This is a genomic window from Pseudomonas fragariae (ex Marin et al. 2024) (assembly GCF_059621105.1).
The window spans coordinates 1,615,186-1,641,260 of sequence record NZ_CM184369.1 but is presented as its reverse complement, the minus strand read 5'-3'; the positions used below and the strand labels follow the sequence as shown (position 1 = coordinate 1,641,260).

The 26,075-nt window shown below is 59.6% G+C and carries 25 protein-coding genes; 14 read left to right on the top strand and 11 right to left on the bottom strand.

What is annotated here, in order from left to right:
• The first annotated feature begins 141 nt into the window (after positions 1-141).
• From AC54XV_RS07415 to AC54XV_RS07400, 4 genes are read left to right on the top strand one after another with little or no spacing between them, the layout of a single operon-like run.
• Positions 142-489: an ArsC family reductase gene (locus AC54XV_RS07415; RefSeq protein WP_003314287.1), complete on the top strand. Its 348-nt coding sequence runs from the start codon at positions 142-144 to the stop codon at positions 487-489.
• Between the two features lie 47 nt (positions 490-536).
• Positions 537-1,571 (top strand): 2,3,4,5-tetrahydropyridine-2,6-dicarboxylate N-succinyltransferase, encoded by a 1,035-nt coding sequence (gene dapD, locus AC54XV_RS07410; protein ID WP_024639898.1) that lies wholly within the window; start codon positions 537-539, stop codon positions 1,569-1,571.
• Positions 1,572-1,630: 59 nt separating this feature from the next.
• On the top strand, positions 1,631-2,836 hold the full coding sequence (locus tag AC54XV_RS07405; RefSeq protein ID WP_496718253.1) for an aminotransferase class V-fold PLP-dependent enzyme: 1,206 nt from the start codon (positions 1,631-1,633) through the stop codon (positions 2,834-2,836).
• Positions 2,833-3,240, top strand: coding sequence for a SufE family protein (locus AC54XV_RS07400; RefSeq protein ID WP_024639896.1), 408 nt, complete (start codon positions 2,833-2,835; stop codon positions 3,238-3,240). Before AC54XV_RS07405 ends, AC54XV_RS07400 begins: the two co-directional genes overlap by 4 nt.
• Here AC54XV_RS07400 and tcdA read toward each other — a convergent pair.
• Complete coding sequence (gene tcdA, locus AC54XV_RS07395; RefSeq protein ID WP_004406281.1) at positions 3,231-4,061, bottom strand: tRNA cyclic N6-threonylcarbamoyladenosine(37) synthase TcdA; 831 nt, start codon at positions 4,059-4,061, stop codon at positions 3,231-3,233. The genes AC54XV_RS07400 and tcdA overlap by 10 nt on opposite strands.
• Positions 4,062-4,362: 301 nt before the next feature.
• On the opposite strand from tcdA, the gene AC54XV_RS07390 reads away from it, so the two are divergent.
• From AC54XV_RS07390 to AC54XV_RS07360, 7 genes are all read left to right on the top strand, one after another.
• Positions 4,363-6,858 (top strand): glycosyltransferase family 2 protein, encoded by a 2,496-nt coding sequence (locus AC54XV_RS07390; RefSeq protein WP_080266999.1) that lies wholly within the window; start codon positions 4,363-4,365, stop codon positions 6,856-6,858.
• A 99-nt stretch (positions 6,859-6,957) separates the two neighbouring features.
• Positions 6,958-8,109 carry a succinyl-diaminopimelate desuccinylase gene (gene dapE, locus AC54XV_RS07385; protein ID WP_003409292.1) on the top strand — a complete coding sequence of 384 codons (1,152 nt, stop codon included), beginning with the start codon at positions 6,958-6,960 and terminating at the stop codon, positions 8,107-8,109.
• Positions 8,109-8,918 (top strand): putative RNA methyltransferase, encoded by an 810-nt coding sequence (locus AC54XV_RS07380; RefSeq protein WP_024639894.1) that lies wholly within the window; start codon positions 8,109-8,111, stop codon positions 8,916-8,918. Before dapE ends, AC54XV_RS07380 begins: the two co-directional genes overlap by 1 nt.
• Positions 8,919-8,937: 19 nt before the next feature.
• Positions 8,938-9,315 carry a hypothetical protein gene (locus AC54XV_RS07375; protein ID WP_004406289.1) on the top strand — a complete coding sequence of 126 codons (378 nt, stop codon included), beginning with the start codon at positions 8,938-8,940 and terminating at the stop codon, positions 9,313-9,315.
• 178 nt (positions 9,316-9,493) lie between these two features.
• Positions 9,494-11,995, top strand: coding sequence for a glycerol-3-phosphate 1-O-acyltransferase PlsB (plsB, locus tag AC54XV_RS07370; protein WP_011266965.1), 2,502 nt, complete (start codon positions 9,494-9,496; stop codon positions 11,993-11,995).
• Between the two features lie 113 nt (positions 11,996-12,108).
• Entirely contained in the window at positions 12,109-12,459 is a 351-nt protein-coding gene (locus tag AC54XV_RS07365; RefSeq protein ID WP_011266964.1) for a YbaY family lipoprotein, read from the top strand.
• 204 nt (positions 12,460-12,663) lie between these two features.
• On the top strand, positions 12,664-13,353 hold the full coding sequence (locus tag AC54XV_RS07360) for a DUF4197 domain-containing protein (protein ID WP_024639891.1): 690 nt from the start codon (positions 12,664-12,666) through the stop codon (positions 13,351-13,353).
• Positions 13,354-13,426: 73 nt separating this feature from the next.
• Here AC54XV_RS07360 and AC54XV_RS07355 read toward each other — a convergent pair whose 3' ends face one another.
• Positions 13,427-14,236, bottom strand: coding sequence for a class I SAM-dependent methyltransferase (locus tag AC54XV_RS07355; protein ID WP_011266962.1), 810 nt, complete (start codon positions 14,234-14,236; stop codon positions 13,427-13,429).
• 96 nt (positions 14,237-14,332) lie between these two features.
• On the opposite strand from AC54XV_RS07355, the gene AC54XV_RS07350 reads away from it, so the two are divergent.
• Entirely contained in the window at positions 14,333-14,956 is a 624-nt protein-coding gene (locus tag AC54XV_RS07350) for a hypothetical protein (protein ID WP_004406299.1), read from the top strand.
• Positions 14,957-14,992: 36 nt separating this feature from the next.
• Here AC54XV_RS07350 and AC54XV_RS07345 read toward each other — a convergent pair whose 3' ends face one another.
• From AC54XV_RS07345 to ppc, 6 genes are all read right to left on the bottom strand, one after another.
• The gene (locus AC54XV_RS07345) at positions 14,993-15,682 is read right to left on the bottom strand and encodes an extensin-like domain-containing protein (RefSeq protein ID WP_004406300.1); all 690 of its coding nucleotides are present in this window, start codon (positions 15,680-15,682) and stop codon (positions 14,993-14,995) included.
• 133 nt (positions 15,683-15,815) lie between these two features.
• Positions 15,816-16,679 (bottom strand): DUF72 domain-containing protein, encoded by an 864-nt coding sequence (locus tag AC54XV_RS07340; protein WP_058398421.1) that lies wholly within the window; start codon positions 16,677-16,679, stop codon positions 15,816-15,818.
• Positions 16,680-16,681: 2 nt separating this feature from the next.
• Positions 16,682-16,993 carry a hypothetical protein gene (locus AC54XV_RS07335; protein WP_011266960.1) on the bottom strand — a complete coding sequence of 104 codons (312 nt, stop codon included), beginning with the start codon at positions 16,991-16,993 and terminating at the stop codon, positions 16,682-16,684.
• Positions 16,994-17,235: 242 nt separating this feature from the next.
• The gene (gene tsaB, locus AC54XV_RS07330) at positions 17,236-17,910 is read right to left on the bottom strand and encodes a tRNA (adenosine(37)-N6)-threonylcarbamoyltransferase complex dimerization subunit type 1 TsaB (protein WP_004406315.1); all 675 of its coding nucleotides are present in this window, start codon (positions 17,908-17,910) and stop codon (positions 17,236-17,238) included.
• A gap of 92 nt (positions 17,911-18,002) precedes the next feature.
• On the bottom strand, positions 18,003-18,650 hold the full coding sequence (gene adk, locus AC54XV_RS07325; protein ID WP_058398420.1) for an adenylate kinase: 648 nt from the start codon (positions 18,648-18,650) through the stop codon (positions 18,003-18,005).
• 282 nt (positions 18,651-18,932) lie between these two features.
• Positions 18,933-21,569, bottom strand: coding sequence for a phosphoenolpyruvate carboxylase (gene ppc / locus AC54XV_RS07320; RefSeq protein WP_011266958.1), 2,637 nt, complete (start codon positions 21,567-21,569; stop codon positions 18,933-18,935).
• 380 nt (positions 21,570-21,949) lie between these two features.
• Here ppc and AC54XV_RS07315 point away from each other — a divergent pair, with 380 nt between their 5' ends.
• Both AC54XV_RS07315 and lptF read left to right on the top strand, forming a co-directional pair.
• Positions 21,950-22,363, top strand: a complete 414-nt coding sequence (locus AC54XV_RS07315) for a DUF4398 domain-containing protein (protein ID WP_003409265.1) — start codon at positions 21,950-21,952, stop codon at positions 22,361-22,363.
• 59 nt (positions 22,364-22,422) lie between these two features.
• Complete coding sequence (gene lptF, locus AC54XV_RS07310; RefSeq protein WP_011266956.1) at positions 22,423-23,205, top strand: lipotoxin F family OmpA-related lipoprotein LptF; 783 nt, start codon at positions 22,423-22,425, stop codon at positions 23,203-23,205.
• A gap of 79 nt (positions 23,206-23,284) precedes the next feature.
• Here the strand turns inward: lptF and AC54XV_RS07305 are convergent, their stop codons facing one another.
• The 3 genes from AC54XV_RS07305 to AC54XV_RS07295 all read right to left on the bottom strand — a co-directional run bounded on the left by AC54XV_RS07305 (position 23,285) and on the right by AC54XV_RS07295 (position 25,979).
• Positions 23,285-23,605 (bottom strand): PA3694 family proteiin, encoded by a 321-nt coding sequence (locus AC54XV_RS07305; RefSeq protein ID WP_024641454.1) that lies wholly within the window; start codon positions 23,603-23,605, stop codon positions 23,285-23,287.
• Positions 23,602-24,498, bottom strand: a complete 897-nt coding sequence (locus tag AC54XV_RS07300; RefSeq protein WP_058398418.1) for an alpha/beta hydrolase — start codon at positions 24,496-24,498, stop codon at positions 23,602-23,604. The genes AC54XV_RS07305 and AC54XV_RS07300 overlap by 4 nt, the downstream gene beginning before the upstream one ends.
• Positions 24,499-24,701: 203 nt before the next feature.
• On the bottom strand, positions 24,702-25,979 hold the full coding sequence (locus AC54XV_RS07295) for a flavohemoglobin expression-modulating QEGLA motif protein (protein ID WP_003339622.1): 1,278 nt from the start codon (positions 25,977-25,979) through the stop codon (positions 24,702-24,704).
• Positions 25,980-26,075: the final 96 nt, after the last annotated feature.

Here is a 26,075-nt window from a genome sequence, read left to right as displayed (position 1 = left end):
GCCTTATTATCTAATTTTCGTTCAGTCACCGTACTGGCTCTGTCATAACACTGAACGGACTGACGTGGCATAATAGCCGGCTAAATTGCGAGGAGAGGACGTGGGGAGTATCGAGCAAGATCAGCCACCCCACCTTAAACAATGACTTACACTCTATTTGGCATCAAAGCCTGCGACACGATGAAAAAGGCTCGTACCTGGCTCGATGAGCATTCGGCGAGCTACGAATTTCACGACTACAAGACCCAGGGCATCGACCGTGAGCACCTCGAGCAGTGGTGCAATGAACACGGATGGCAGGTTGTGCTGAACCGCGCAGGCACGACCTTTCGCAAGCTCGAAGACGGACAAAAGGCCGATCTCGACCAGGCGAAAGCCATAGAACTGATGCTCGCGCAGCCGTCCATGATCAAGCGCCCGGTGCTTGATCTGGGCGATAAAACCCTGATCGGCTTCAAGCCTGACCTGTATGCAGCGGCTTTACAGTAAGCCAGAGCGCTACTGAAAGCCCCTTGATAAAGCCACGAGGTATTTACATGTCCACCACCCTGTTCAGCCTGGCCTTCGGCGTCGGCACCCAAAATCGTCAAGGCGCATGGCTTGAAGTATTTTATGCTCAGCCTCTGATCAATCCTTCTGCGGAACTGGTCGCGGCTATCGCACCGGTTCTGGGTTACACCGGCGGCAACCAGGCGATCACCTTCAATGTCGACATGGCCTACAAGCTGGCCGAAGCGGCCAAATCCGTGGACGCGACACAAGCCGCACTGCTGACTCGTCTGGCCGAAAGCCAGAAGCCGCTGGTCGCGACCCTGCTGGCTGAAGACGCCACATTGACGTCGACTCCCGAGGCGTACCTCAAGCTGCATCTGCTGTCGCACCGTCTGGTCAAGCCGCACGGTCTGAACCTGGCAGGTATCTTCCCGCTGCTGCCAAACGTGGCCTGGACCAGCCAGGGCGCGGTCGATCTGGCCGAACTGGCCGAACGTCAGCTCGAAGCACGCCTCAAGGGCGAGCTGCTGGAAGTGTTCTCGGTCGACAAATTCCCGAAAATGACCGATTACGTCGTGCCGAGCGGCGTCCGTATCGCTGACAGCGCTCGCGTGCGCCTGGGCGCCTACATCGGCGAAGGCACCACGGTCATGCACGAAGGCTTCGTCAACTTCAATGGCGGCACCGAAGGCCCGGGCATGATCGAAGGCCGCGTTTCCGCTGGCGTATTCGTCGGCAAGGGCTCGGATCTGGGCGGCGGCTGCTCGACCATGGGTACGCTGTCCGGTGGTGGCAACATCATCATCAAGGTCGGTGAAGGCTGCCTGATCGGTGCCAACGCCGGCATCGGCATCCCGCTGGGTGATCGCAACACCGTGGAGTCGGGCCTGTACGTGACCGCAGGTACCAAAGTCGCGCTGCTCGACGAAAACAATGAGCTGGTCAAGATCGTCAAGGCCCGCGAGCTGGCGGGTCAGACCGACCTGTTGTTCCGTCGCAACTCTCAGACCGGCGCGGTGGAATGCAAAACCCACAAGTCGGCCGTCGAGCTGAACGAAGCACTGCACGCTCATAACTGATGCTGTGTGCGGGTTCAAGGCTGATGGTTTTGAACCCGCCTGCACACGCTGGACGAACAATGCCCCTCTTCTCTCCCTGGCGTGGCGACTTCCCCGCCATCGCCGCCCTGCAACGGCAAGGCCAGACTTATCTGGACAACGCCGCCACGACGCAAAAGCCCCAGGCGCTGATCGACGCCCTGACTCATTACTATGCCAACGGTGCCGCCAATGTGCATCGTGCCCAGCATCTGCCCGGCGCACACGCCACTCAAGCGTTCGAGGCCAGCCGTGGCAAGGCCGCCCGCTGGCTGAATGCCGGCGAGAACAGCCAGATCATCTTCACTCACGGCGCGACGTCTGCGCTGAACCTGCTGGCCTACGGGCTGGAACATGAATTCGCGGCGGGCGACGAAATCGCCATCAGCGCGCTGGAACATCACGCCAATCTGCTGCCATGGCAACAACTGGCTCAGCGTCGCGGCCTGAAACTGGTGGTTCTGCCGCTGGATATCGATGGCGTGATCGACTGCGACGCGGCCGCCAACCTGATCGGACCGCGCACACGTCTGCTCGCCGTCACCCAGCTCTCCAACGTGCTCGGCACCTGGCAACCGCTCGCTCGTCTTATCGCACTTGCCAAGACCCAAGGCGCCATTACCGTCGTGGACGGCTCACAGGGCGTGGTGCACGGACGCCACGATGTGCAGGCGCTGGGCTGCGATTTTTATGTGTTTTCCAGCCACAAACTGTATGGCCCGGAAGGACTCGGCGTGCTTTACGGGTGCAACGAGGCGCTGCCCAGCCTCGCGCACTGGCAGTTCGGCGGCGAGATGGTGCTGACAGCCGATTATCAGCACGCGAAATTTCGTCCGGCACCCCTGGGTTTCGAGGCCGGCACCCCGCCCATCGCCAGTGTGATCGGTCTGGGCGCTACGCTGGCCTATCTGGACAGCCTCGATCATCAGGCGGTCGCAGAACATGAAGCCAGACTGCACCGTCGCCTGCTTGAGGGCCTGCAACAGCGTGATGGCATCCAGGTTCTGGGCTCGCCGGATCTGGCACTGGTCAGCTTCGTCGTCGACGATGTTCACAATGCTGATGTGGCTCACCTGCTGACCGAACAGGGCATTGCCGTACGTGCCGGTCATCATTGCGCGATGCCGCTGTTCAAGACCCTTGGCCTACCCGGCGCGATTCGCGTGTCACTGGCGCTGTACAACGATTCGGACGATCTGCTGCAGTTCTTCAGCGCACTGGATCAGGCACTGGAGCTGCTTCGATGAGTCTGCCGCCATTGGCGCAAACTGCGCTCGACAGTTTTTCCCGGCCACAAGGCTGGGAACAGCGCGCACGCCTGCTGATGCAATGGGGTGATCAACTTGCGCCGCTGAGTGACGAAGAAAGGACCGACGACAACCTGGTACACGGTTGTGAAAGCAAGGTCTGGCTGACCGGTGAAGTCAGCGACAATGCCTGGCTGTTTCGGGCCGGCAGTGACGCGCGACTGATTCGCGGTCTGGTGGCGCTGCTGCTGGCGCGGGTCAACGGCCTGTCGGACCGGGAGCTGGCAGCCGTGGATTTACCTGGCTGGTTCAATCAGTTGGGCCTCGCCCGCCAGCTCTCACCCTCGCGCAGCAACGGCCTGAATGCCGTACTGCAGAAGATGCGCCAGCTGACTCAAGCCTGATCGGGTGTTACAAGCGCTGGCTTGATCCGCTCCGAAGGCCGTCGCGTGCCCGCCACCAGCTTGTCTACCGCACGGGTAGCGGCAACCATGCCAAAGGTCGCAGTCACCATCATCACTGCACCGAAACCACCGGCGCAATCGAGCTTTACGCCCTCGCCGACGAATTTCTTTTCCAGACAAATACTGCCATCCGGCTTGGGGTAGCGCAGTTGTTCAGTAGAAAACACGCAAGGCACGCTGTAGTGACGGTTCGGCGTGCGTGAAAAACCATAATCCCGACGCAGGGTCGAGCGCACCTTGGAGGCCAGCGGGTCATTGAACGTGCGGTTCAGGTCGGCGATCTGAATCAGGGTCGGGTCGATCTGCCCCCCCGCCCCGCCGGTGGTGACCATCTGAATCTTGCGCCGCTTGCACCAGGAAATCAGCGCAGCCTTGGCGTTGACGCTGTCGATACAGTCGATGACGAAGTCCATGTCCGGGGTGATGCACTCGGCCATGGTGTCGCGGGTGACGAAATCAGCCACCGCGTGCACGATGCAATCGGGGTTGATCGCGCGGATACGCTCAGCCATCACCTCGACTTTCGACTGGCCAACCGTACTGCTGAGCGCATGCAACTGACGGTTGCTGTTACTGACACAGACATCGTCCATGTCGAACAGCGAAATCTCGCCCACACCACTGCGCGCCATGGCTTCCGCCGCCCAGGAGCCCACCCCGCCGATACCCACCACCGCCACATGGGCCGCGCGCAGGCGTGCCAGCCCTTCGATGCCATATAGACGGGCGATACCAGCGAACCGCGGATCTTCTGCGCTCATGATCAATACCTCAAAAACCGGCGCGCATTATAGGGGTTTGTCGACGGCAAGACACCTGACTTGTTCCCGGCAGGCAAGGTCCTGGTCCGTTGACGAACTGACCCAGAGACTCAAGGGAAGTAAAAAATAATGATTTTAGAACGCGATCAACGCCCACTGCCTAAACGCCATTCCGTTTTTGGAAACGCCCGAGGAAAAGAGTCTAAGCATTGCAAACGGCAATGAACGAGGGCGACTAAGGTTAACCAACGCGAAGGGAACTCGCGGCACCAGTGCAACAAGCATGGAGCACGTTTCACACATGGATGAATATTCAAACAAGGCAGGCACGTGGCTGAAAAACCTGTTCAAAACCAGGTTCAATTATCCGCCCAACTGGCCTGCAATGATCTCTGGCGTGGCCTACGCCCCTTTTCGACCGGGCCAAAGCCCCTACAAACAGATTTTTCCGACGCGTGATCAGATAAGAGAAGACCTGCTGCTACTTCGAAGCATTACACGGAATATAAGAACTTACTCGGTGGAAGGGACATTGATGCATATCCCCGAACTCGCCGAAGCACTGGGCATGAATGTCACGCTTGGCGTGTGGATAACAGAGGATGAAACGCACAATATCGAGGAAATAAATGCAGGGATCGAACTCGCCAACCGTTACTCCAGCGTGCAACGCCTGGTCTTGGGAAATGAAGTCCTGTTTCGTGATGATGTTCCCATCGATCTGCTTATTCACTATCTGCAGACCGCACGACGCGCCGTCAATGTGCCTGTTTCGACCTCCGAGATATGGACACAATGGTACGAGACGCCGGACCTCGTCAGGCATGTCGACTTCATTGCCGCCCATATTTTGCCTTTCTGGGAAGGCGTTTCAGCGCTGGACGCGACCGCGATCGTTCTGGCACACGCGAACGAACTGAGAACGAGATTCCCCGACAAGCCCCTCATACTTTCGGAGATTGGCTGGCCGAGCAAGGCCATCGCCAAGAGGCGGATGACGACCTCTGACGCAGAGCACTCGATATACCTGCGCAACCAGATTCCATTACTGGATCAGCACGGCCATGACTATTTCGTGATAGAAGCCTTCGACCAGCACTGGAAGACTGAAGAAGGTCTGCCCGGGCCTAATTGGGGTTTGTTCGATGCAAAGCGCAGATTAAAACTGCACGTCAACGGCCCGGTAAAAATGCCGGTCAACATGCTCTCGGAAATACTCAGGCTTATCACCCGCCTTAAACCGGAGTCGTGGCCCGCAGGCGCCTTGATAATCGTGCTGGCTTATTGCGCATTGTCAGGGTTCGGCATGCACTACTCACAGCCACTGCCCGCCTGGCTCGCGCTGCCTGTCGTCTTTATCTGGGCTGCCAGCGTGCTGACTTACATGGGTATCGAAACGCACGAATTCCTCGAAGCCTGCTGGGGACCGGACACCCCACGCTCTTTCAGCCCCGTCCATCGTCCTGTTGGTCCCGCCCCGAAAGTTTCCCTGCATGTTCCGTGCTACAACGAACCTCCGGACATGGTGAAACGGACTCTCGACTCGTTGCAAACGCTGGACTACCCGGACTTCGAGGTGCTGGTTATCGACAATAATACTCAGGACCCGGCCATCTGGAAGCCTATCGAGCGATACTGTCAGCAGCTCGGCCCTCGGTTCCGGTTTTTTCATGTCAGTCCACTTCCCGGATTCAAAGCGGGTGCGCTCAACTACCTCCTGAGACATACCGCTGAAGACGCAGAGGTAGTGGCAGTCATCGACGCTGATTACTGCGTCCATCGACAGTGGCTCAAACATATGGTGCCCCACTTCACGGACCCGAAGGTTGCAGTCATTCAATCGCCGCAGGATTATCGCGACGGTCACGAAAGCCTGTTCAAGTGTTGCTGTCAGGCCGAGTACCGAGGTTTTTTTAACATCGGCATGGTGATCCGTAACGATCACGATGCAATTATCCAGCACGGCACCATGACACTGATCCGCCGATCAGCACTGGACCGACTGGGCTGGGCGGAATGGTGCATATGCGAAGACGCCGAACTTGGCCTGCGTATGCTTGAAAGTGGTTTCTCCACTGGTTACGCCGCTATCAGCTATGGCAAAGGGCTGACTCCCGATACGTTCATGGACTTCAAGAAACAACGATATCGCTGGGCATATGGAGCTATGCAGATCGTCAAGCGGCACGCCGGAAGCCTGATTGCAGGAAATTGCGCGTCCCTGAGCGCGATGCAACGCTACCATTTCATCGCGGGGTGGATGCCGTGGGTGGCAGAAGGAATGAATTATCTGTTAACGCTGGCTGTGTTGGCCTGGTCGATGGCTATGATCCTTAAGCCCGAGACTTTCGGGCCGCTGCCATGGATATTTTCCACGTCGTTGATACTGATGTTTGCCCTGCGCTCGTTCAAGATGATTGTGCTTTACCGGCGGTTGGTCAGCACACACATCAAAGAGGCATTGGCGGCGATACTGGCCGGCATGGCGCTTTATCCGACCTTGGGCAAGGCAGTGCTGGCGGGGCTTTTCACCTCGGCGATGCCTTTCTACAGAACGCCCAAACATACCTCTGCAAACCGGATCGGACAAAACCTGCTCGATGTAAGGGAAGAACTGTCTACCTTGGCGATCTCCTGGATCGCGATTGTGCTTTTGCTCACAGGCAGGGCATCCATCGATACGAATTCCGGTTTCTGGATAACCATGCTGTTCGCACAATCACTCCCTTATCTTGCAGCCATAACCATGGCTATCTTGTCGGCACGCGCAAACCGCCCGGCACTGCCGACAACCTGACCTATCCACCGGGCACGATAAACGACGGCCTCAGGTCGTCGTTTTGCTTTAAGATATCCGCCTTTTCGCGCCCAAAGTCTTGCTACCGGAGTTCTGTACATGACGGCCCCAGCCGACCTCTCGCCCACCCTCCAACTCGCCTGCGATCTGATCCGCCGTCCGTCAGTGACGCCGGTCGATGCCGATTGCCAGACCGTGATGATGCAGCGCCTGGGCGATGCCGGCTTCAAGCTGGAGCCAATGCGTATCGAAGACGTCGACAACTTCTGGGCCACCCACGGCACTACCGACGGCCCGGTACTGTGTTTCGCCGGGCATACCGACGTGGTGCCGACCGGGCCGCTGCAGAACTGGCAGAACGACCCGTTCGATGCGTTGATCGACGAGCACGGCATGCTCTGCGGACGCGGCGCGGCAGACATGAAAGGCAGTCTGGCGGCCATGCTGGTGGCGGCCGAACGCTTTGTCGCCGACCACCCTGATCACAAGGGCTCGGTGGCATTTCTGATCACCAGCGACGAAGAAGGCCCGGCGCATCACGGCACCAAAGCCGTGGTCGAACGCCTCGCAGCGCGTAACGAGCGTCTGGACTGGTGCATCGTCGGCGAGCCGTCGAGCACCACGCTGGTCGGCGATGTGGTCAAGAACGGTCGGCGCGGTTCGCTGGGCGCCACGCTGACAGTACGCGGCAAGCAGGGCCATGTGGCTTACCCGCATCTGGCGAAGAATCCGATTCACCTGGCTGCGCCGGCCCTGGCCGAACTGGCCGCCGAGCACTGGGACCACGGCAACGACTTCTTCCCGCCGACCAGCTTCCAGATCTCCAACCTGAACGCTGGCACCGGCGCCACCAATGTCATCCCCGGCGATCTGGTGGCGGTCTTCAATTTCCGTTTTTCCACCGAGTCGACCGTCGAAGGTCTGCAGCAGCGCGTTGCCGATATCCTCGACAGGCATGAACTGGACTGGCACGTGGACTGGGCATTGTCCGGCCTGCCGTTCCTCACCGAACCGGGCGCGTTGCTGGACGCCGTGTCTTCCAGCATCAAAAGCGTCACCGGCCGTGAGACTAAAGCCTCAACCAGCGGCGGAACCTCCGATGGTCGCTTCATCGCCACCCTCGGTACCCAAGTGGTCGAGCTGGGGCCGGTCAACGCAACGATCCATCAGGTTAACGAACGTATTCTGGCCAGCGACCTCGATGTGCTGACCGAGATCTACTACCAGACTCTGGTCAAGTTGCTCGCCTGATGCTGACCTGCCCGATCTGCTCAGCGCCGCTCAGCACTGCCGACAACGGCGTGGTGTGCCCGGCCAATCATCGTTTCGACCGAGCCCGTCAGGGTTATCTGAACCTGTTGCCGGTGCAGCACAAGAACAGCCGCGACCCGGGCGACAATCAGGCCATGGTCGAGGCGCGACGCGATTTTCTCAACGCCGGGCACTACGCTCCGGTAGCCCGGCGTCTGGCTGAACTGGCCGCTGAGCGATCCCCTGCGCACTGGCTGGACATCGGCTGTGGCGAAGGTTATTACACCGCGCAGATTGCCGAAGCCTTGCCGCATGCCGATGGCTATGCGCTGGACATCTCCCGCGAGGCGGTCAAACGCGCCTGTCGTCGTGATCCGGCGCTGACCTGGATGGTCGCCAGCATGGCCCGTGTGCCACTTGCGGATGCCAGCTGCCAGTTTCTGGCCAGCGTGTTCAGCCCGCTGGACTGGCAGGAAGCCAAGCGTTTGCTGACCCCTGGCGGCGGACTGATGCGGGTCGGCCCGACCAGCGAGCATCTGATGGAGCTGCGTCAGCGGCTCTATGATGAAGTGCGCGATTACGCAGACGACAAGCACCTGTCACTGGTGCCGCAAGGCATGCAGTTGCAACACAGCGAAACACTGCGCTACACGCTGAAGCTGATCGACGGCCAGTCCCGCGCCGATCTGCTGGCCATGACACCGCACGGCTGGCGCGCCAGCGCCGAACGTCGGGCAGCGGTCATCGAGCAACCAGGACCTTTCAAGGTCACCGTTTCCATGCGCTACGATTATTTCGTGCTGCAATAAGCATTCAACAGAGGCCCCCATGCGCCAACCCGATATCGAGATTTACCTGAAAGACGAAGACGTCGATCACAAGGCAATTGCCCAGTGGCTCGGCAAAGCGCTGGGCTTTTGCAGCGATTGGAAGCAGAAAGGCCAGACCTGGAAATGCACCGCGGGCACTGTCGCCGTGACCTGGCTGCCCAGAGCGGTCGGTAAATGGAACAGCCTGCACCTGGACAGCGATCAGACCCCGTGGGAAGACGACATCGCCTGTGCTCGCGCCGCATTCAAGGCATTGAACGTCGAAGTACGTTGCGCCCCGGGCACCTGGGTTGAAGAAGAAAGCGACGAGACGGCCGACCGCTGGATACGCGTGAGTGCCGACGGTGAGGAAGAGATTACCTGGCGAACCGCGTAGGATTTTTCGCCGCGACGTTCCTGATACGTGCCGTCGTCAGGTGAGCCCGGCTCGGCAAGCGGTCATTCAGACGTGATCCGTTCAGCGCGCGCACCGGCGCTTTTGCCGATCGCTTCGGGATACGTCACACTGGCGCCCATCCAGGGCAATCGCCCGCCCCTCACTCAGCAGAAGCCGTATGACCCGCTCTCCATTCCGTCGCCTTGTGTTCGGCACCCTGCGCCGTTTGTTGTATCTCTGGGTTCGCTCGGAAACCATCAATCAATCGTCTTTTACGCTGAATCTGGACCGCAGCCGCCCGGTGTTCTATGCACTGCAATCGCCGTCGATCAGCGATCTGGCAGTGATCGACACAGAATGCCGCAAGGCCGGTCTGCCTCGTCCGGTGCTGTCGGTAGCGGTCGGCAACCTGATCGAGCCGGCCGCATTCTTTTACCTGACCCCCTCCCCCGACTGGCTCGGTCGCCAGGACAAGCGTGGTGCGCCTCCGACGCTGGAGCGTGTGGTCGCAGCCGTCAGCCAGAACCCCGGCGAAGACGCGCAGATCATCCCGGTGAGCGTGTTCTGGGGCCAGTCGCCTGACCGCGAGTCCAGTGCCTGGAAGCTGCTGTTTGCCGACAGCTGGGCGGTGACCGGCCGCTTACGTCGCCTAGTCAGCATTCTGATTCTGGGCCGCAAGACCCGCGTGCAGTTTTCCGCGCCTATCCACATGCGCGAACTGGTGGGTGAAAACAAAGGTTACGAACTGACCCTGCGCATGACCCAACGTCTGCTGCGCGTGCACTTTCGCAACCTGAAAAGTGCCGTGATCGGTCCCGACGTTTCGCACCGGCGCACGGTGGTCAAAGGTCTGCTGGACGAGCCGCTGGTCAAGCAGGCGATCATCGAAGAAGCCGAGCGTGAACACATCACCCAGGAAAAGGCGCGGGAACGGGCGCTGAGCTACGGCAACGAGATCGCCTCGGACTACACCTATTCGGTGATCCGTTTCATGGAGGTGGTGCTCAGCTGGTTCTGGAACAAGATCTACGACGGCATCAAGGTCAGCCACATCGAAGGCGTTCAGGAAGTCGCGCCGGGACATGAGGTCATTTATGTCCCCTGCCACCGCAGCCATATCGATTACCTGCTGCTGTCTTACCTGCTGTTTCGCAACGGCCTAACGCCGCCGCACATTGCTGCGGGCATCAACCTGAATATGCCTGTGGTCGGCGGCCTGCTGCGACGTGGCGGGGCATTTTTCATGCGCCGCACGTTCAAGGGCAACCCGCTGTATACGGCGGTGTTCACCGAATACCTGCACACGCTGTTCATCAAGGGCTTTCCGGTCGAATACTTTGTCGAAGGCGGTCGCTCGCGCACCGGGCGCATGCTGCAACCGAAAACCGGCATGCTCGCCATTACCCTGCGCAGCTTTCTGCGCAACTCGCGGATGCCTATCGTCTTCATCCCGGTGTACATCGGTTACGAGCGCGTACTGGAAGGCCGTACTTATCTGGGCGAACTGCGCGGAGCAACCAAGAAGAAAGAGTCGATCTTCGATATCTTCAAAGTCATCGGCGCGCTGAAGCAGCGCTTCGGCCAGGTCTCGGTGAACTTCGGTGCGCCGATCAAACTGGCCGAGTTTCTCGATGGCGAACAACCGGACTGGCGCGAACAGCAACTGGACCCGCAATTTCGCCCCGAATGGCTGAGCGAGACCACGCACCGTCTGGGCGAGCGTGTGGCTCAGCACCTGAACGAAGCCGCTGCCGTCAACCCGATGAACCTGGTTGCCGTGGCGTTATTGTCGACACAAAGACTGGCGCTGGACGATCAGGCCATGGAGCGGGTTCTTGATCTGTACCTGACCCTGCTGCGCGCCGTACCTTATTCTCCGCACACGACGTTGCCGGAAGGTGATGGCCGCTCATTGATCGAGCATGTCAAAGGCATGGACCTGCTCGCCGAGCAAAAAGACGCGCTGGGCAAAATTCTGTACCTGAACGAACAGAATGCGGTGCTGATGACCTATTACCGCAACAACGTCCTGCACATCTTCGCCCTGCCCTCGCTGCTGGCGAGCTTTTTCCAGAGCTCGTCGCGCATGACCCGTGAACAGATCCTGCGCTACACACGTGCGCTGTATCCGTTCCTGCAATCGGAATTGTTCATTCGCTGGCCGCTGAACGAACTGGATGACGTGGTCGATCAATGGCTGGCCGCATTCGTGGAACAAGGTCTGTTGCGCTTCAAAAAGGACGCCTACGTGCGCCCGGAGCCCAGTTCCCGCGAGTTCGTATTGCTGACCCTGTTGTCGCGCGCCATCGCCCAGACCCTGCAGCGCTTCTACATGGCGATTGCCTTGTTGCTCAACAGCGGGCAGAACACGCTGAGCCCCGAGCAGCTTGAGGACCTGTGCACGGTCATGGCCCAGCGCCTGTCGATTCTGCATGGCCTCAATGCGCCGGAGTTCTTCGACAAGAGCCTGTTCCGGCACTTCATCCAGACCCTGCTGGACCTGGGCGTACTGCGCAAGGACAGTGCTGGCAAGCTGAGCTATCACCCGATGCTGGGCGAACTGGCAGAAGGTGCGGCCAAGCGGGTATTGCCTGCCGAAATCCGTCTTTCGATACGGCAAGTAGCCTTGCACAGCAATGAAGAGGAGCAGGATGTGGGAACCGATCAAGGCGCAGCGTAGGGATCTTCCGCAATTAGCCGGGGATCTTTAGACGAGTGCTTTATGCCTCCCGGCAGTTGCTAAGGTGTGGTTTGTGCCAATGACTGGTACCCACACTCAATAAGGAAATTGAAATGTCCAGCGAACCCCTAGTACGCCTTCAGGGTGAAGTTTATTACCTGCCACGCATCCTGCTGCCAGCGGACTGCAAGCTCACTGTCACCCTGAGTGACATCAGCCTTGCTGATGTTCTGGCCCCTGTCATCGACGTCAGCGAAACACACATTACCAGCCAGGTGCCATTGCCGTTTGAACTGGGCTATGCCGCAGATCGCTACCCCATTCAGGGTCGCAGCTATGCACTGTCGGCACGCATCGAACATGACGGCAAACTTATCTGGATCAACGACACTGTTCATCCTGTTGAACTGACCAACCAGGACCAGAGCGGCCTGAAAATCAAGGTCATTCAGGCAGCCGGCTAATCCGTTCGACACTGCTTGCTCCCTTCAACGGCGCGCCTTCACGCGCCGTTGTCGTTTCACAAGGCTTCATCACCCCCGACATCGATTGACGTGCATCGCTCACGGGCGCAAGTGCCTGTTGCGACTTCCTGATACGCTTGATCACGCACCGCACCACTATCGACCCGGGTTCAGGTCAGAACCCACTTCAACAAGGAAGCTCTCATGCCTCGTTTTTCCTTCACCCTGGCCGGCCTGTGCGCTGGCCTTCTGCTGTCGGCCAACGTCTTCGCCCTGTCGCTGAGCGACCTCTCGCAATCGGACGCGACCGGAGGACTCAAGGATGCCCTGACTCAAGGCGCACAGGTCGCCGTCAAACAGCTCGGCGTGCCCGGTGGCTTCAGCAAAAATGAAGAGGTACGTATCGAGCTGCCGGGCAAACTCGGCCAGATCGCGAAAAAAATGAAAATGCTCGGCATGGGCGCTCAGGTCGATCAGCTGGAAACCAGCATGAACCAGGCCGCCGAAGCCGCCGTGCCTCAAGCTCAGGCCCTGCTTGTAGATGCAGTGAAAAAGATGAGCGTAACCGACGCCAAAGCCATTCTCGGCGGTGGCAAGGACTCGGCCACCCAGTACCTGAGCAGCACCAGCCGCGAGCAGATTCGCGCCAAGTTCCTGCCTATCGTCAAGAAGTCCACCGATCAGGTGGGCCTGGCCCAGAAGTACAACGCCTTTGCCGGCAAAGCGGCGGCGCTTGGCGCGCTTGACAGCAAAAATGCCAACCTTGAAGGCTACGTGACCGAGCAAGCGCTGAACGGGCTGTTCGAAATGATCGCCAAACAGGAAGAAAGCATTCGCGCCAACCCTGCTGCCGCCGCTACGGGCCTGGCGAAGAAAGTGTTTGGCGCACTCTGAGTGCGGGATTCGCGCCTGTATTCACAGGCGCATCTGCGTTTGATTCGGGCTCAGGCCGTCGACGATACAGGCGCTATGCACCGCTCTCGTCTGTGGCTGCCTTGGGCTTCAAGGCCTTCTTCGGGTAGATGTCGTAGCGGCTGGATTTGCCGTCCAGCGCATAGCCCGGCTTGAGGCCGTCGATGCAGGGGGCCTTGCGCGGGCGTTTGACCACAACCCGATGAGTGGCAAGCGCCAGCGCGGCTTCCAGCAAGGCTGGCGCGTCCATGTCATCACCGACCAGCGGCCGGAACAGGCGCATTTCCTTTTTCACCAGGGCGGTCTTCTCCCGATGCGGGAACATCGGGTCCAGGTAGATCACCTGGGGCGGCTCGCCTGTCCAGGCGCGGATGAGGTCGATCGAGTTGCCGGTCAACAGGCGCATCCGGGCAATGATCGAACCAACGTCACGATCACCGCGCCCACGGGCCAGACCATCCTCCAGCAATGCAGCGATGATCGGCTGACGCTCGATCAGGCTCATGTCGCAACCGAGACTTGCCAGCACGAACGCATCCTTGCCAAGCCCTGCCGTTGCATCCAGCACGCTGGGGCGAATGCCTGGCTGAATACCAACCGCCTTGGCAATCATCTGCCCGGTCCCACCACCGAACAGTCGCCGATGAGCCACTGCGCCCTCGACAAAATCGACACGTACCGCGCCTGGCGCATCATCGCCCAATTGCTGCAACTGCAGCCCTTCGTCAGTAAGCTGCAGTGCAAAATCAGCGTGAGCATCGGTCAACGGCAGGCCCAGGCGCTGCGCCCATTGCGCCGCCTGCTCCTGTCCGCCAACGGCCAGGGCTTCGACCCGGATACGACTGCCTGCTTGCTGCTCAATCATTGCGTTTACACACTCAAAAATTGTTAATGTTCGGCAAAGCCTGCCGATAACCAAGTATCCGGCATTTTGCCAGACCCAAGGCCAGTACTGATCGCTATGTCAGAGATTGTTCAATCATCCATCGGCTATTTGTCGCACTCAGGCGACTTTAGCGTACGCAACAGCCGCACACTGGGTGGTGTGACGCAGCTGTGGTCGGATGCATTTGCCCGGGCGATGGCGGATCAGGTCAGTGAAAGCGCTTCAGTCCCCGTGCACCCGACGGCCGTTGAGGTGGATGTAGAAACAGGCGAACCGGTCGCTGGCGCAAAAACCCTGAGCAAGATCGTCGAGCAACGTACCTGCCCGGTCACCGACACCGAGGTCAAGCCTCCAGAGCCGCTGTTCCTGCCGATTGCCGAGTTTGACCTCGATCTTCTGCCTCCACCTGCAGAACCGTTCAGCATGGCTGAAATGATCGAACAGCAACGCCATCTGGAGTTCGAGAGCCACTGGGTACGCCCTACCGTTCTGAATCCTTATGACGATAGCGTCAAACCAGGCCCTGGCCCGCAGCCACGCCCGCTGCATCTGCCGATTGCCGAATTCGAATGGGAACTGGCCGACAAGCCTGCCCTGCCCCTGGATGAGCAGACCATCGCCGCCCAACAACGCCAGTTCGACTACGAGAACGGCTGGGCACGCCCGCTGATCCTGCAAAACCTGCGGATGGCGGCATAAGCCCCGAACGCTTCCTGCCGGCAGCTTACCGCGGCTTTACCTGCACACCGACCAGCGCCCCATGTCGACGTGAAAATGATCGCGATGCGCTGCGTTGTACTCCGGCCCGAGCACCGTACTGAAATTTTTGCAGGCACCGTCACGCAACAGCCTCAGAAAACGCCCCTTGTCCCCATCATCGTTCCAGTCCTTTAGAACACCGATGCGCTGACCGTCTGCCAGGCGAAAACCTGCCATGTCCAGCGCATTGGCCGTGGCATGCTGGCTGAGCCGAGCGTTGGTGCGGTTATAGATATTGCGGCAGGCAAAGCTGCCCAAGTGATCGATCCGCGCTACCCGCTGGCCGAAAACGGCCTGGGCGGCAGGCTGCAACGTGTGGATATCAAATAGCGCATAGGCGACCGCCAATGGGCAACTGGCCAGAAAGCTGCTGCTCAGCGCCACGTCGCCACCCTGGATACGCAGGGTATTTTGCAGAGGGCAACGAGCAGAAGGATCACTGTCGGCCTGGCGACTGAAACGCAACCCCGACGAACTCAGCACCTGATCGCACAGTGCGGGATCGTTCTGCAATCGCGATAGCTTGTAAGCCGTCAGAAAATTGGGCTCGGCCCGCACATCCAGTGGCGCCCATGGGTTCCAGCGCTCGGGGACATCGACCCAGCCACGCCAGACTGCCAACGCAGCCATTGCACAGAGCAACAGAAATACCAGCAGCACGCGCATGCTCAGCCCTTGACCAGGGCAACAGAGGCGAACCGCAAGAGGCGTTTGTAAACAGGGGCAACACAGCGCAGTTGCGCATCCATAAGCGTGCTCTCCGCAAGGCCAGGCTTTTTCAGCCCACACCTGGAAGACCTCAGAGCAAGCCCAACTGTTCCACCTGAGGCCCGCGATCCAGTTCGAACAATGCCGGCAAGCCCGGCAATCGCGCCATCAGTTGCTGGTGAAAGCGCATGGCCTGCTCGGCAGCCCTGATGTTGTCCGGAGTGTGCAGGAAGACATACGGCGTGCGCCCCTCTTCAATCCACACGGCGACCTTTTCCACCCACTGCAGCAGAAACTGATCGTTGGCCTCAAGGTCCGGACCGCCGATGAAGCGCACTTGAGGAAACAGCGTCAGCGAAGCCGGACGAGGCGGCACCTTGGGCTTTTTCGATTGGGCGTGCAGGACTGCAGGATCACTCGAGACACAGCTGAACAATGCCCGCGAATCGAGGCAGATGCGCTCGACGCCTCGGTCCAGCAACAGGCGATTGAGCATGCGCTCTTCGTCACCTTTCATGAAGAAAGCCATGTTGCGCACTTCCACTGCTACAGACACCTTGAGCTCGTCAAGAAAACCGGCCAGTTCGGCCAGGCGCTGCGGTGTGAAGCTGGCGGGCAACTGCAGCCAGAACGGCGCGACCCGTCTGCCCAGAGGCGCAAGCAGGCGAATGAATTCCCCAGCGGCGCCCACCTGCTCACGAAGGTCGCCGTTGTGACTGATGTCTTTATGGAATTTGGCGGTGAAGCGAAAATCGTCGGGCATTATTTCTGCCCAGCGCTGCACCGTAGTGGCGGCGGGACGGGCATAGAACGTGGTGTTGCCTTCGACAGCGTTGAACACCTGAGTGTAGAGGTTCAGGAAATCATTGGGGCGGGCATTTTCGGGGTACAGCGAATCGCGCCAGGCGTTTTCACTCCATGACGGACAACCGAGGTAGTAAGGCAGACGAGACACAATCAGACGTGCAGATCGAGCCCCGATACTTCAAGGTCCCAATCGACAAAACTGGCAGTGGCCATATAACTGGCCAGCGCATGGGCGACACGAGAGCTCATGGAGCGCGGGAAAATGATGTCTTGCGGACGCGCAGGTACGTTGGCAGTGCTGCCAATCGTTGGATCACCCGTTTCACGGCGAGCGCGCGCTGGTGGCGGCGGCAGCTCGGCATCAACCACGACTTCCTCAAAAGAACCTTCGACCGTCGAAGGTGTTTTCTGCGGCTTTCGCTTGATGGGGTACGAGCGTGATGAGGTTCCGTCTATGCGCATCGATTATGTACTCGGCGTCGATAGTGGCAATTTAGCGTTACTGCCTTGTAGTTCGCAAATTGCGTAACGATAACTAGACCACATATCTTGCAACTTGTTATCGCCAAATGAGATTAAAGACCATTCAGACGATAAACGGTAGATGGCAAACTGATATTTTTCAGCATTGGCTGATGCTGGCGAGTATTGAAAGACGTGTTCATGACGGATCAGACGATTGCGCGGGTCCTGAACTCATTCAATCAACGTGCTTTAGGTGTAGCGACCTTATCGCGCAGGTAGACCGGCTGAGCGTCATCCGCAGGCAGGGCTTCGCCGCGGTGCCAGGCGAAGGTCGCCAGTGTCAACAGATCCTGCGCGTGCGGCAGCATGGCCGCATCATGGCCTGCCAGGCTGAGCGGAATACGCTCTGCATAGCCCCAGCCCGTACCGGCACCAAACCATTGCCCGCTGGCGTGCGCAGGCAGCGTGGCCAGTTCGGGCGCCATCACAGCTTCGTCGCCCAGCAGACGCATCTCTCCGGCGCTCTCGTGATAGCAGCCCCAGTACACCTCGTCCATGCGTGCATCGATGGCCGAGGCCACTTGCGACACGCCGTGCTCGCGCAAGGCGCGCTGCGCCAGCACGGCGAGGTTCGACACGGGCAGCACCGGACGCTCAAGGGCGAATGCCAGGCCTTGCACGACGCCGATGGCAATACGCACACCGGTGAACGCACCGGGACCGCGGCCGAAAGCAATGGCGTCCAGCGCCGACATGGCAATGCCCGCCTCGGCCATCAGGCTTTTGATCATGGGCAGCAGCCGCTGGGCGTGCAGGCGCGGGATCACCTCGTAGTGGCTCAGTACTTTGCCGTCATGCAGCAAAGCGACCGAGCAGGCTTCAGTGGCGGTGTCCAGGGCCAGCAAGGTGGTCATCGGTGTTTCCGTCGTGGTCAATGTGAAAAAGTGCAGCAGTATAAATGACAAATGGCCCGCAAGCGGGCCATTTATTGTTCAGCCTGCGAGCCTCAGCTCAAGGCTTTCAGTACTTTTGCAGTGATGTCCTCAACCGAGCCGACGCCCGGGATATGGCTGCACTTGGGCTTGCCGTTCTTCGCTTCCAGCTGGCTGTAGAACTCGACCAGCGGCTTGGTCTGCGCGTGGTACACGGACAGGCGATGACGCACGGTTTCTTCGACGTCGTCCTTGCGCTGCAGCAGCGGTTCGCCGGTCACATCATCGATACCTTCAACCTTCGGCGGATTGAAGATAGTGTGGTAGATGCGCCCGGAACCTTCGTGAACCCGGCGGCCGGACATGCGCTTGACGATTTCTTCGTCATCGACCGCGATTTCCAGCACATGGTCGATTTCCAGACCGGCGTTCAACAGGGCTTCGGCCTGTGGAATGGTGCGCGGGAAGCCATCGAACAGCACGCCGTTCGCGCAGTCCGGCTCGGCCAGACGGTCCTTGATCAGGCCGATGATCAGGTCATCGGAAACCAGACCGCCCGCGTCCATGACGCTCTTGGCCTTCAGGCCCAGCTCGGTTTCAGCCTTGACTGCAGCGCGCAGCATGTCGCCTGTCGAAACCTGCGGGATGCCGAACTTTTCAGTGATGAATTTTGCCTGAGTACCTTTACCGGCCCCGGGAGCTCCCAGCAGAATCACGCGCATCGTCATGCTCCTCAAATTTTTTATAGTGAAATCATCGGATTCGCCTCGGGGGCCAATCTAAAAAATGAATCAGGCCAATAGGCCGAAAGGCTGATCAAGATACACAGCAGACCGAGGCCGCACAAGCCGCCGAAAGTCGCAGTAACCGCAGGCGTACCGGCTTGTCGGCCTTGATTTCAGAGTGACATGACCTATATCAACGTTTAAGGCAGACCCGCCTGGAAAACCCGCGCTGGCCATCGCCGGACTGAAAAGGCCCGACGATGACATTGGCCGGATCCATCAGCCCGTGTTGCGCAGACCGGCAGCAATCCCCGCTACAGACACCAGCAGCGCCAGTTCCAGAGGACTGTCCAGACTGGCTTCACGATTACGCGAGCGCGACAGCAGCTCCGCCTGAAGCAAATGCAACGGGTCAAGGTAAGTGTTGCGCAGACTGATGAATTCCAGCGTTTCAGGGCTGTGGGCCAGCAGTTGCGTCTGCCCGGTCAGCCCCAGAACCACATTGCACGCCTGCGACAATAGGTCGCGTAAATGTGCGCCCAAATGTTGCAGCTCGGCGCTGACCAGACGTTCGTCGTAGAGTCGGGCGATGTCCGCATCGGCTTTGGCAAGGACCATTTCCAGCATGTCGATGCGCGTTCTGAAGAACGGCCACTGCTCACGCATCTGCGCCAGCACCTCGCCTTCGCCGCGCTCCAGCGCTTTGCTCAGCGCGGCCTCCCAACCCAGCCAGGCGGGCAGCATCAGACGCGTCTGCGTCCAGGCGAAGATCCACGGAATGGCACGAAGACTTTCTACACCGCCCTCGCGGCGCTTGGCCGGACGACTGCCAAGTGGCAAGCGCCCCAGCTCCTGCTCGGGCGTCGCCTGACGGAAATACTCGACGAATTCGGGATTCTCGCGCACCACCGCTCGGTAGGCACTGACCCCGTCGTCGGCCATCTGGTCCATCATCGTCCGCCACGCTGGCTGCGGAGGTGGCGGTGGCAACAGGGTCGCTTCCAGCACGGCAGCCAGATACAGATTGAGGTTCTGCTCGGCGATGTCCGGCAGACCGAATTTGAAACGAATCATTTCCCCTTGCTCGGTGGTCCGGAAACGCCCGGCCACAGAACCCGGCGGCTGCGAGAGGATCGCCGCGTGCGCCGGGCCGCCGCCACGACCGACTGTACCGCCGCGGCCGTGGAACAGCAGCAATTCGACCTGCTGCTCGCGGCAGATCTCCACCAGCCTTTCCTGGGCGCGGTACTGCGCCCAGGCCGCCGCAGTGGTGCCGGCATCCTTGGCCGAGTCGGAATAGCCGATCATCACCTCTTGCGGGCCGTGCAGACGCGAGCGATAGCCCGGCAGCCCGAGCAGCGTCTCGATCACCGGCCCGGCGTTATCCAGGTCGGCCAGGGTCTCGAACAGCGGCACCACACGCATGGGCCGCTGCAGCCCGGATTCCTTGAGCAGCAGTTGCACGGCCAGCACATCCGAAGCCGAGCCGGCCATCGAGATGACATAGGACCCCAGCGACGCGGCCGGGGCGGCCGCCACCTCGCGGCAGGTTGCGAGAACCTCTGCGGTATCGGCGGCCGGTTTGAAGTAGCTCGGCAGCAGCGGCCTGCGGTTATTCAATTCACGCAATAGAAAGTCGATGCGGGTCTGCTCATCCCACTCTTCGTAGCGCCCCAGCCCCAGATAATCAGTGATTTCGGTCATCGCTGCGCAGTGACGGCTGGAATCCTGGCGAACATCCAGACGCACCAGGAACAGGCCGAATGTGACCGCACGACGCAGGCAATCCAGAAGCGGGCCGTCGGCGATGACACCCATGCCGCATTCGTGCAGCGACTGGAAGCACAGCAGCAGCGGGTCGAGCAGTTCACGGTTGTCTCGCAGCACCGCTTCCGGCGCAGGCAGGGTTTCGCTCAGTGAGGCATTGGCCCAGTTGCGCGTCGCGCGCAAGCGCTCGCGCAGGCGTTTGAGTTCTGCCCGATAGGGTTCGGCGCTGTCACCCACGCTGGCACGCAGAGCATCGCTAGCCTGCTGCATCGACAGTTCTGCGGCGAGATTGTCCACGTCACGCAGGTACAGGTCAGCGGCCATCCAGCGCGCCAGCAACAGCACTTCGCGGGTGACAGCGGCGGTGACATTCGGGTTGCCGTCGCGGTCGCCGCCCATCCAGGAGGCAAAACGGATCGGCGCGGCTTCCAGGGGCAGATGCAGACCGGTGGCCGCATGCAGCGCATGGTCTGCCTTGCGCAGGTAGTTTGGAATGGCGTGCCAGAGGGAATGTTCGATGACCGCGAAACCCCATTTGGCTTCATCGACCGGGGTGGGTCGGATGCGCCGGATCTCTTCGGTATGCCAGGCCTCGGCAATCAGCCGCTGCAGGCGCGAAGTAATCTGTGTGCGCTCGATGCTATTGAGATCGCGATGATCAAGTGCAGCCAGCTGCGCTGCGATGGCGTCGTATTTCTGAATCAGCGTGCGACGTGCCACTTCGGTCGGGTGCGCAGTCAGCACCAGGTCGATTTCCAGCTTGCTGAGCTGGCGTGCCAGGGCATCAGGTGAGTGGCCTTCGGCCTTGAGGCGATCAAGCAGTTCGGGCAGTACTCGCGACTCGAATGGCAGCGGCTGTTTATCATCGCGGCGGTGCATGAGCTGATATTGCTCGGCAATATTGGCCAGGTTGAGAAACTGGTTGAACGCACGCGCCACCGGCAGCAGCTCATCATCACCCAGCCCGTCGACGCTGGAGCTGAGTTGCTCGGCCCCTTCTGCGGAACCGCGCCTGCCCGCTTTGGCACCTTTGCGAATACGCTCGATCTTGTCGAGAAATTCCGCACCTCGCTGCTCGCGAATCGTATTCCCCAACAGCTCACCCAACAGGTGAACGTCTTCGCGCAGACGCGCATCGATATCGGCCATCGTTCCTCTCCCGTTTTTTATCTGGGCTCAGTTGCGTACCCGCTCGGTAGCACGGGCGTACGTGAATTCGAATCCGCTATGCCAACAGTGCACCAAAAGTCTGCGGTTGGACAAATGCTTCAGCAAAAACCTGAACGCGATCAGGGTTATTGAACGGGGTTCGACGCGCCTTCATATGATGATCAACATATTGGCACTCGTCTGAATGCCTCTGAAAATTCCTGACCGGTCAGTAGATATTTATCTGAACTATTCAAAAACCGCGAAGGTCGGAACCATTAACCATTACAGGAAAGCCCGAAAGGCAGTAGGCGGTTGTAGAACCTGATGCCCGGACTTGATGCAACGACTGTCATGGATAACCACGTTGGAGTCAGACATTGGAGTTGATCAACATGAACACCCTAACTGCCAAAACCAAATTCAAAGGCCTGCGCGGTCTCAAGCTGGCTGCGCTGGCACTCGGTAGCACCTTTATCCTGGCCGGCTGTGCCGGTAACCCGCCCTCCGAGCAGTACGCGGTTTCGCAATCGGCAGTCAACAGCGCTGTCAGCGCTGGCGGTACCGAGTTCGCGGCGGTAGAAATGAAGTCGGCTCAGGACAAGCTCAAGGCTGCTGATCTGGCCATGCAGGATCACAAATACGATGAAGCACGCCGTCTGGCTGAACAGGCCGAGTGGGACGCTCGCGTAGCAGAACGCAAATCTCAGGCCGCCAAAGCTGCCAAGGCCGTGCAGGACGCTCGTCAAGGCGTCAACGAACTCCGTGAAGAAGGCCTGCGTCAGGTGCAGTGATTGTCCTGTACACCCTTCTGTTTTCATGAATTCGTAACTGATTAAAGGACGACCCTATTATGCGTAAACAATTGATGATCCCTGCTCTGCTGGCCATGAGCGTTGCCCTGGCAGCCTGTGCAACCAAGCCGAACCCTAACCTGGAACAGGCTCGCAGCAACTTCACCGCGCTGCAGACCAACCCTCAGGCCACTCAAGTCGCAGCCCTTGAAACCAAGGACGCCAGCGAATGGCTGACCAAGGCAGAACAGGCCTTCCGCAACGATGAGGACGTGCAGAAAGTCGACCAACTGTCGTATCTGACCAACCAGCGCGTCGAGCTGGCCAAGCAGACCATCGCCCTGCGCACTTCTGAAGCCGCGCTGCAAAATGCTTCTGCCGACCGCGCCAAGGCCCGTCTGGAAGCACGTGACGCGCAGATCGCTGCACTGAAAAACAGCCTGAACGCCAAGCAGACCGAACGCGGTACGCTGGTGACCTTCGGTGACGTGCTGTTCGACTACAACAAGGCCGAACTGAAGCCGACCGCCCAGGGCGACATTGGCAAGCTGGCTGCCTTCCTGCAGGAAAACCCTGATCGCAAAGTGATTGTCGAAGGCTACACCGACAGCACCGGTTCGGCTTCCTACAACCAGTCGCTGTCCGAGCGTCGCGCCAACTCGGTGCGTATGGCTCTGGTACGCATGGGTGTAGACCCAGCGCGCGTTGTGACCATGGGTTATGGCAAGGAATACCCGGTTGCTGACAACACCAGCAACTCGGGCCGCGCCATGAACCGTCGTGTGGAAGTGACTATCTCCAACGACAACCAGCCTGTTGCACCGCGCTCTTCGATGAAATAAGCGACTGAGCTGCTGCACCGAAGCTCCGCCTGCGCATACAGGCGGGGCTTTTTCATGGGCGCTGTTTTTTACCGGTGTCTTACGGCCGAGGCGTTTGCTGGCCAAGGCAGCGCACGGCCTGCCTGTGATCATCGATCAACACGCCTGACAGACCTTTTCGCGACGTATCGAACAACACCAGTACGCCATCAACGCACTGCGCGACCTCGGCGGCTGGCGTGGCAGCGACCTTGTAATCCTCGCCGGGCACGGTTTTGAGCAGGGTGAATTCACCGAGCAACAGTGCATCCTCTGGCTTGGCGAAGTGCAGGTAGCCGTAAAACCACAGACAGCCCACTGTGCCGATGACCGCACCAACAGCGCTGAGGATCATGCCGTTGAGGTTACGATCGCGGCTCATTGCGCTGGAAGTGTTGCGGGGGTCGGGTAATTGGGTACTTCCGCAAGGCGACGCAGACCGTTGAAATGCGTCGGGTCGTCCAGATAGCGCAGCATCACCTGACGCCAGAGAGGGTCTGCGAACGTCTGCACGTGTTCACCACGGGTCAATTGCAACACGCGCGGCGGCGGCGCGGCCTTGTACAGTTCGATGCCGTTGGCGAGCGGCACCAGCGTGTCGTCCATGCTATGAAAGATCAGCATCGGCGTGCCGGCCAGTCGTGGCAGGCCGTTGACCGCGCTGTCGGCTTCCGGGATCAGCCAGGACAAGGGCGTTTTCAATGGCCAGGTCAGCCACGATTTGCTCAGCGAGTTTCGCGCGACGCTGCGGTAGCTGGCCGGCACACTGTCCAGCACCAGCGCCTTGAGACGCGAACGCTCTTGCGGGTGTTCGGAAAGATAATGCACCGCCAGCGCCCCGCCAATGCTTTGCCCCAGGACCACAAGCGGTTTGCCTTGCACCTGCGGTGCAGTGTTCAACCAGTCGAAAGCGGCCTGAACATCCTCATAGACCGCCGGCAGGCTCGGCTCGCCCTGCGACTCGCCATAGCCACGGTAATCCAGCATCAACACCTGATAACCCTGCTCGGGCAGCCACCAGACGCCGCCAAGATGCCAGGACAGGTTGCCACCGTTGCCGTGCAGATGCAGCACCGTACCCTTGACCGGCACGCCTTCTTTCGCTGGCAACCACCAGCCGTGCAGGCGCGTACCGTCGGCAGCCGTGAGGTTCACGTCCTGATACTGCAGGCGCGCCTTGTCGGGCGTGAACGGAACCCCTTGCTCGGGGTAGAACAACATCGAACTGCAGCCGGTGAGCGCAAGGACCAGGGTGAAGATGCCGAGCAGTTTCAAATGAGGGTTCCTTGTTGTTTTCAGCGCCACATCACTGCCGTGCTGGCGCGAGACTCAGATTCTCGTTCCCATGTTCTGCGAGCATTGGCCGATAGGCATAATCATGAGCTTTCGGAGAATGTACCTCTCCTTCGCGAACAAGTTCGCTCCTACGGCCTTCGGCCAGAGTCAAAAACAGGCTGGCGTACAGCGAAGATCGCTGCCTACAAAATATTCGAGTAGTCCGCTTCGATGCGGTCCAGGCTCAGGTGGTTGAGGAAGTTGGAGAAGCACATCCAGGCCGACAAGGCGTTCATGTCACGGAACTGCTCGGGCAGGTACTTGGGTGCAACCACCAGCCCTTCGTCCACCAGTTGACGCAGGGTACGCATGTCTTCCAGGGTGGTCTTGCCGCAGAACAGCAGCGGCACTTGTTCGAGCTTGCCCTTGCGCACGGCGAGCTGAATGTAGTTGTAGACCATGATGAAGCCCTTCAGGTAGGACAGGTCCTTGGTGAACGGCAGGCCGTTGGGCACCGAGCCGCGGAAAACGCGACTGGCATTGCCGTAGCTCTCGGACATGCCGAAGCCCTGCTCCTGGTAAAACTCGAACACCTGCAGAAAATCGGCACCCTGCTCGGCCATGTGAATGGCCCGTGTGCGATTGGTCAGCTTGCGCAGGCGGCTCGGATAGGATGCAAAGGCGATGACTTCCATGAGAATCGCCAGGCCTTCCTGCGTCACCGTCGAGGATGGCGGGCCTTTGGACAGGAAGGTACAGATCGGCTGGTTTTGCCCGTTCAGTGTGGTGCCCACGTGCACCAGCCCTTCGTGAACTTCCAGCGCGCGTACATCGCGCTCGTTGAACATCGCGTCAGTGCGGATCTTGATGTAGTCGGCACCGGCAGCCGCATCGGCGACGATCCCGTCGGATTCGAAAACCCGGATGGTCTCCTCGGCCTCACCGAACACGCGGTTCAAACGCGATTGCAGCAGCGAAACGGCGTCCTTGGCGGTGAGCGTTTTCGGCTCGTCCTTCAGGTCGCCGCGCCCGGCAATGTTGTTCAGGTAATCAGAGAGCATCAAGCCAAGATCGGCCAGCGTCGGATCACCCGCATGAAAGGCATCGGATGCCGCGCCATACAGTTCCTGAGAAATCAGCCCGAAGTCGGACGTGCCGCGTGCCTCAAGCATACGCACCACCATGCGGTACTCACGGCACATGCGGCGCATGATCTGCCCGACCGGGTTGAACTGCCCCAGTTGACGCGTGACGTCGCGCTCGATGTTCTGAAACTCTTGCTTCAAGGCCGAAGAGTCGAAACCCAGCGGACGGTTTTCGTAATAGGCGCGGTCCACGGCAGGCAGCGCCTTGCCCTTGGCGGCCAGAAACTCCTTGCGGACGTTCTCATCCCATTTAACTGCATCCAGAATGCGAATCGGCGTCTGTGCAACGACGATCCGATCCGATAAAGCACGAATAGTCTGTTGATACTCGTCCACCGGTACTCCTTGGCTGGCTGTCACGCTACTGCTTGGCGGCGCGGAACAACACACCACCGCTGGTAAATATCGAAACTGGCAGGATCGTCAAACCGT

Excerpts from the sequence above, each read along its gene's own strand:
- AC54XV_RS07415 (WP_003314287.1), top strand. The coding sequence starts at position 142 with ATGACTTACACTCTATTTGGCATCAAAGCCTGCGACACGATGAAAAAG.
- dapD (WP_024639898.1), top strand. The coding sequence starts at position 537 with ATGTCCACCACCCTGTTCAGCCTGGCCTTCGGCGTCGGCACCCAAAAT.
- AC54XV_RS07405 (WP_496718253.1), top strand. The coding sequence starts at position 1,631 with ATGCCCCTCTTCTCTCCCTGGCGTGGCGACTTCCCCGCCATCGCCGCC.
- AC54XV_RS07400 (WP_024639896.1), top strand. The coding sequence starts at position 2,833 with ATGAGTCTGCCGCCATTGGCGCAAACTGCGCTCGACAGTTTTTCCCGG.
- tcdA (WP_004406281.1), bottom strand. The coding sequence starts at position 4,061 with ATGAGCGCAGAAGATCCGCGGTTCGCTGGTATCGCCCGTCTATATGGC.
- AC54XV_RS07390 (WP_080266999.1), top strand. The coding sequence starts at position 4,363 with ATGGATGAATATTCAAACAAGGCAGGCACGTGGCTGAAAAACCTGTTC.
- dapE (WP_003409292.1), top strand. The coding sequence starts at position 6,958 with ATGACGGCCCCAGCCGACCTCTCGCCCACCCTCCAACTCGCCTGCGAT.
- AC54XV_RS07380 (WP_024639894.1), top strand. The coding sequence starts at position 8,109 with ATGCTGACCTGCCCGATCTGCTCAGCGCCGCTCAGCACTGCCGACAAC.
- AC54XV_RS07375 (WP_004406289.1), top strand. The coding sequence starts at position 8,938 with ATGCGCCAACCCGATATCGAGATTTACCTGAAAGACGAAGACGTCGAT.
- plsB (WP_011266965.1), top strand. The coding sequence starts at position 9,494 with ATGACCCGCTCTCCATTCCGTCGCCTTGTGTTCGGCACCCTGCGCCGT.
- AC54XV_RS07365 (WP_011266964.1), top strand. The coding sequence starts at position 12,109 with ATGTCCAGCGAACCCCTAGTACGCCTTCAGGGTGAAGTTTATTACCTG.
- AC54XV_RS07360 (WP_024639891.1), top strand. The coding sequence starts at position 12,664 with ATGCCTCGTTTTTCCTTCACCCTGGCCGGCCTGTGCGCTGGCCTTCTG.
- AC54XV_RS07355 (WP_011266962.1), bottom strand. The coding sequence starts at position 14,236 with ATGATTGAGCAGCAAGCAGGCAGTCGTATCCGGGTCGAAGCCCTGGCC.
- AC54XV_RS07350 (WP_004406299.1), top strand. The coding sequence starts at position 14,333 with ATGTCAGAGATTGTTCAATCATCCATCGGCTATTTGTCGCACTCAGGC.
- AC54XV_RS07345 (WP_004406300.1), bottom strand. The coding sequence starts at position 15,682 with ATGCGCGTGCTGCTGGTATTTCTGTTGCTCTGTGCAATGGCTGCGTTG.
- AC54XV_RS07335 (WP_011266960.1), bottom strand. The coding sequence starts at position 16,993 with ATGCGCATAGACGGAACCTCATCACGCTCGTACCCCATCAAGCGAAAG.
- tsaB (WP_004406315.1), bottom strand. The coding sequence starts at position 17,910 with ATGACCACCTTGCTGGCCCTGGACACCGCCACTGAAGCCTGCTCGGTC.
- adk (WP_058398420.1), bottom strand. The coding sequence starts at position 18,650 with ATGCGCGTGATTCTGCTGGGAGCTCCCGGGGCCGGTAAAGGTACTCAG.
- ppc (WP_011266958.1), bottom strand. The coding sequence starts at position 21,569 with ATGGCCGATATCGATGCGCGTCTGCGCGAAGACGTTCACCTGTTGGGT.
- lptF (WP_011266956.1), top strand. The coding sequence starts at position 22,423 with ATGCGTAAACAATTGATGATCCCTGCTCTGCTGGCCATGAGCGTTGCC.
- AC54XV_RS07305 (WP_024641454.1), bottom strand. The coding sequence starts at position 23,605 with ATGAGCCGCGATCGTAACCTCAACGGCATGATCCTCAGCGCTGTTGGT.